Here is a 4,149-nt window from a genome sequence, read left to right as displayed (position 1 = left end):
CGGCCGTCGAACGGTCGCGGGGAGTCGTTTCTCCACCCCATTGCAGCGATCGACCCCTTTGGAGGCGAGGACGACCATGTCCACCAACGAGAACGGCGTCATCGGCACCACCGAGCGCCCGCACGCCAGGACCGTCGCGATCACCGCGGCCGACCGGCAGTACGCCGACCTGGTCAGCGGGCTCAACCAGCGCTACGTCGCCACGCCCGAGTCGGTGCGCATCGCGACCTCGACCGAGCAGGTGGTCGCGATCGTGCAGGAGGCCGTGGACGCGGGAAAACGGCTCAGCGTGCGGTCGAGCGGCCACTGCTACGAGGACTTCGTGTTCAACCCCGAGGTGCAGGTCGTGCTCGACACCTCGAACCTCGACGACGTCCACTACGACCCCCGGTTCAACGCCATCGCCGTGGGCTCCGGGGCCACCACCCTGCGGACCTACCAGACCACGTACCCGGAGTGGGGCGTCGCGGTGCCGGCGGGGTTCTGCTACTCGGTCACCATGGGCGGCCACGTCAGCGGCGGCGCGTGGGGACCGCTGTGCCGCCTGCACGGCCTGGTCGTGGACCACCTCTACGCGGTCGAGGTCGTCGTGGTCGACGCCGACGGCAGAGCGCACGCCGTGGTGGCCACGCGGCGCGAGGACGACCCGAACCGGGAGCTGTGGTGGGCCCACACCGGCGGTGGCGGCGGGAACTTCGGCGTCGCCACCCGGTACTGGTTCCGCTCGCCGGGCGCGAAGGGCCGCGACCCGCGCGGCCTGTTGCCGCAACCACCGGCCGAGCTCTTAGTCAGCGCGGTCAGCTGGCCCTGGGCCGAGCTGACCGCCGGGGAGTTCGCCGCGCTGGCCCGCAACTACGCCGACTGGCACGTCGAGAACATCGGCCCGGACAACCCCAACCGGGCGCTGATCAGCCAACTGGTGCTCACCCACCGGTCGGCCGGTCAGATCGGCATGATCACCCTGGTCGACGCCTCGGCGCCGGACGCGGAGGGGATGCTGGAGGACTACCTGCGGCGGATCAACGACGGCGTCTCGGTGGCCACGGGCGCGCTCACCGTGCCGATGGGGGAACTGCCGCCGATGCCGCGGTTCGCCGCCGCACGGCGACTGCCGTGGTTGCAGGCCATCAGGCTGCTGGGCACCACCAACAGCACGCTCAACGACCCGACGTTGCGCGCCGAGTACAAGTCGGCCTACATGCGCGCGGGCTTCCCCGAACGCCAGTTGGCGGCCCTGCACCGGCACCTCACCCGCGACGACATCGCCAACCCGAACGTCAGCGTGCTGCTGACCTCCTACGGCGGCCGGATCGGCGCGGTCGAGCCGACGGCCACCGCGTCCGCGCACCGGGGCGCCGCGTTCAAGCTGCTCTGGCAGGCGTTCTGGAACGACCCGGCCGACGACGACAAGCACATCGCCTGGGCCAGGGAGTCCTATGGTGAGGTGTACGCCGACACCGGCGGCGTCCCGGTTCCCAATGAAGTCACCGACGGGGCGTACGTCAACTACCCGGACATCGACTTGAGCGATGACCGGTTCAACACTTCCGGCGTACCGTGGCACGACCTGTACTACAAGGAGAACTACCCGCGTCTGCAACAGGTCAAACACGACTGGGACCCCCGGAACTTCTTCCGGCACGGGCAGTCCGTGGAACCGCCGCGGGGTTGAGCCGGCCCCCGGCCGGCGATCCGCGTTCGATAAACCATCCTGTATCACTACCGGTCGGTAAAACTAATTGTTCAGCCGTTGCGGGGGCTCGTCGACCGTGTAAGTTTGACGTTGCCTGTCGATGAACTGCCCGGTGGAACAGAACCGAGGCGCGAGCGGTCGACGATGGGGTGTCGAAGTGTCGGCCGCTCGACCGGACAGCGCCGAAGAATTCTTCGCGGCGTGTCGTACAGCCGAATCCGACGACGGCGGCAACGAGGTGCAACAGGTCGAGCAGACATCGTTGTGCCCATCGCGGCCGTTTCCAGGTACTGGGGTGATCCCATGCGAGGTGGAAATTGAGCGGATGGTCCAGGGGGCCCACTTCTCCCTCCGAGGTCTCGGAGAAGATCGTCAAACTGCTGTACCACTTCCAGCGAGTCGAGAAAGCGCCCGCCACGAATACCGGGGACGAGGTGTGCGGACCCGAGCCCTGCCCGGCGTGCCTGGAGGCGCACCGCGCCAAGCTGGACCACTTCATCCGCCGGTCGCAACCGATCCACCTGGTCCTGCCCGCGTTCCCGGCGAAGTCGCCCAACCCGAGCAAGGTGCTGGGCACCCTCCCGGACCTGGGTGAGTACGTCGCGCTGGGCTTCCTGCAGACGCTGTGCGACTACATCGGCCACTTCCACCCGCCGGGCGCGAAGATCACGATCTGCTCGGACGGCCACGTGTTCGGCGACGTCGTCGGGGTGACCGACGAGGTGGTCACCGAGTACCGGGTGCGGCTCGCGGAGATGATCGAGACGGCGAACTGGTCGTCATTGGAGCTGTACGGGTTGGACGACGCCTTCGGCGGTGCGGACTACCCGAAGTTGCGGCAGCTGCTCGAACTCGACTACGCGCCGTCGATCGAGGAGCTGAAGCAGAACGTGCGCACCGACAACGCGTCCCGCCGGTTGTTCAACGGGATACACCGGTTCATGTTCGAGGACGCGGTCGGCGTGCAGGGCGACCGGGTCTCGCGGACCGCGCTGCGCAAGGAGTCCAAGGAGCGCGCCTACCAGACCATCAGCCGGAGCAATGCGTGGAGCCGGGTGGTGGCCGAGCGGTTCCCGCAGGCGGTCCGATTATCCATCCACCCCCAACTACCGCATTCCGAGAAGATCGGTGTCCGGCTGCTGCGGAGCCACGACGCGTGGCTGACCCCGTGGCACGGGGTGGTGCTGGACGACGGCACGAAGATCTCCCTGGTCAAGAGGTGGGACGCGGAGAAGCTCGACGCCTCCGTCGTCTGGCGCAACGGGCGGCCGAGCCACTTCGTCGGTCCCGAACCGGCCATCAAATCGTAGGAAGGCGATCCCATGACGAATTCGGTGTCCCAGTCGACCAACCAATTGCGGCACTCCCCCCTGCGACCGTTCGGCCGGGTGGTGGAGGCCTCGGGCGGCGCCCGGATCGAGGACATCCCGGTCGAGTCGCTGATGCGCTGGACCGAGGAGTCCCGGGTGCTGGTGCTGCGCGGGTTCGAACTGCTCGGCAAGGAGGAGTTCGCCGACTACTGCCGCCGCTGGGGCGAGGTCCTGGAGTGGGAGGCGGGCGAGGTCATCGACCTGGTCGTGCAGGACAACCCGAAGAACTACCTGTTCGGCAGCGGCGACGTGCCGTTCCACTGGGACGGCGCCTTCGTCGAGGCCGACCCGCGCTACTTCTTCTTCCAGTGCCTCGACGCCACACCGGGCGCGGGCGGCGAGACGGTCTTCTCCGACACCACGCGGGTCTACCGCGACGCCGGCGACGAGCTGCGCGAGCTGTGGAGCCGGATCAGCATGACCTACTCCACCGACAAGGTCGTGCACTACGGCGGCGAGGTCACCGAGAAGCTCGTCTCCCAGCACCCCGCCACCGGCCTGCCCGTGCTGCGGTTCGCCGAGCCGCTGGCGCCGGAGAAGTACAAGAACCCGGTGTACGTGCAGGTGCAGGGCATCGACGAGGCCGAGGTGGACCGGTTCCTGACCACGCTCGCGGAACTCGTGCACCGCCCGGAGTACTGCTACGACCACGACTGGAAGGCGGGCGACATCGTGATCGCGGACAACTTCTCGCTCATCCACGGGCGCAACGCGTTCAGCGGTCCGACCAAGCGCCACCTCCAGCGGGTCGAGGTCATCTGAGGCCGGGCGGTCTCGCGCCAGGGGAACCCGTCCGGCACAGCGGAGCTGACCAATGAGCATCGGCATCATCGGAGCCGGCATATCCGGCCTGCACCTGGCGCTTCGGCTGCGCCAGCTCGGCATCGACGCCACGCTGTACTCGGCGCGCACGCCCGAGGACCTGCGCGGCGGACCACCGCCGAACCTCGTCACGCGGCTCGGCTCGACCCGGACCCGGGAGGAGGTGCTCGGCGTCGACCACTGGGTCGGCGCCCAGTTCGAGAACCCGTCGATGCGCCTGTCGGTCGAGGTGCCCGACGGCCCCTCGTTCCAGGCGGCGCTGCC

General features: G+C 68.5%; 3 protein-coding genes and 1 pseudogene. All 4 read left to right on the top strand.

Going from position 1 to position 4,149, the window contains the following annotated elements; translation table 11 throughout:
- Positions 1-76: 76 nt before the first annotated feature.
- Positions 77-1,672 (top strand): FAD-binding oxidoreductase, encoded by a 1,596-nt coding sequence (locus tag AB0G02_RS30415; RefSeq protein ID WP_360800746.1) that lies wholly within the window; start codon positions 77-79, stop codon positions 1,670-1,672.
- 338 nt (positions 1,673-2,010) lie between these two features.
- Positions 2,011-3,003 (top strand): isocyanide synthase family protein, encoded by a 993-nt coding sequence (locus tag AB0G02_RS30410; protein ID WP_360800743.1) that lies wholly within the window; start codon positions 2,011-2,013, stop codon positions 3,001-3,003.
- A gap of 12 nt (positions 3,004-3,015) precedes the next feature.
- Positions 3,016-3,825 (top strand): TauD/TfdA family dioxygenase, encoded by an 810-nt coding sequence (locus tag AB0G02_RS30405; protein WP_360800740.1) that lies wholly within the window; start codon positions 3,016-3,018, stop codon positions 3,823-3,825.
- Positions 3,826-3,877: 52 nt separating this feature from the next.
- A pseudogene (locus AB0G02_RS30400) lies at positions 3,878-4,149 on the top strand (monooxygenase); the annotation flags it as partial.

This window comes from Actinosynnema sp. NPDC023658, from assembly GCF_040639995.1.
Classification (GTDB): domain Bacteria; phylum Actinomycetota; class Actinomycetes; order Mycobacteriales; family Pseudonocardiaceae; genus Actinosynnema.
Note: the sequence above shows the minus strand (reverse complement) of the source record. Positions and strands in the feature narration are given on the sequence as shown.